General features: G+C 68.1%; 1 protein-coding gene. It reads right to left on the bottom strand.

Annotated features, from left to right (window positions below; genetic code table 11):
* Positions 1 to 420: 420 nt before the first annotated feature.
* Positions 421 to 1,340: MFS transporter (locus VXC91_RS45710; protein WP_329513228.1), on the bottom strand; the 920-nt coding region annotated here is incomplete at its 5' end.

Raw genomic sequence — 1,340 nt, 5'->3', positions numbered from 1 at the left:
AAGGACCAGTCGAGTGCATGTTGGATGCCGTGGCGGATGGGAGAGGAGAGTCCAGCTGACCTCCCCAACCGCGCATCTACCCCGGCACCGGTAACTGCGGCTGGATGGCCGCTCACTCCGCGTCCGTCGTGTCCGTCGGGTGACGGCGCCCACGGCACCCGCTGTCCGCGGCGCTTCCGAACCGGTGAGCCGGACAGTCGCACTCCAGGGCGGCCGAACCGGATTGCCTGACCATCGGCACCGGAAGACGGCGGCACCGGGGCCTCCTGTTGCCGCTCGGTGATTCGACACCACCAAGCCGTTCAGGAGGCCCCACTCGTATGCGCCAGGCGTCCCGCGATCACTCGATCGGGGCTCCCGCTCGACGCGCATCTCTCAAGATCGGAAAGACGACGGCTACTTACCCGGTAGCCTTCCCAGCTATCGCTGGGGGATCGCGTCCCCGGCAGGGGCGTCGGCAGGCTTTGAGTATTGCTCTGCCGACCCGCCGGACACCGGTGTACGGGTCGGGATGAGCGCTGTGAGGAGCAGACCCACGATTGCCGCCGCAGCCCCGACGATGAACGTGGTCCGGAATCCCTCCTCCGAGGGCAGCGTTGCCGAGCCGAGACTGATCGTGGTGTGTGCCAGGACCACGGTCAGGACCGCCGTGGAGGTGGCGATGCCAACCTGGCGCATCAGGGTGTTCACTCCGTTGGCCGAGGCCGTGTCGGTCGCGGGAACCGCATCGGTGATCAGTTGTGCCGTGGCCGCGGTCGAGATGCCGGCGCCGGCCCCGATGATGCCCGACGCGATGACGATGTCGGTGATGCTGTCCGTCCGCAGTGCGACGAAGATGTAGCCGGCGGCGATGACGACTGCTCCCAGCATCATGGCCGGCCGAGGCCCGTACCGTGTGATCAGTCGTGCCGCGACCGGGGTCAGCAGCAGCGCCACCACCCCGTTCGTGGCGACGACGAGCCCCGAACGCACCAGGCTCTGACCGAATCCGTAGCCGGTGGCGGTCGGCGCCTGCAGGATCTGGGGAAATGCGAAGAACATGGCGAAGATTGCGAACCCTGTGGCGACAGTGGCGAGGTTCGCCATGAGCACTGGGCGACGGGCAGAGAGTCGCAGGTCGACAAGGGGGGAGTCGACACGCAACTGATGGCGGGCCCAGGCGAGCAGGACAACGATCGCCGCCGCGCCGAAGCCGAGCGTGCGGGTACTGCCCCAGCCCCACTGCCCGCCGTTGACGATCGGCAGGAGCAGGACGATCAGTCCTACGGTGAGCCCGATGGTGCCGACAACGTCGACGCGTCCCTCGGCGCGCTGCGGCGACTCCGGCACCACCAACGCGA

Origin of the sequence: Streptomyces chiangmaiensis, from assembly GCF_036281785.1 — a bacterium.
GTDB lineage: Bacteria > Actinomycetota > Actinomycetes > Streptomycetales > Streptomycetaceae > Streptomyces > Streptomyces chiangmaiensis.
The sequence above is the reverse complement of the archived record's forward strand: the minus strand, read 5'-3'. Positions and strand labels throughout refer to the sequence as shown.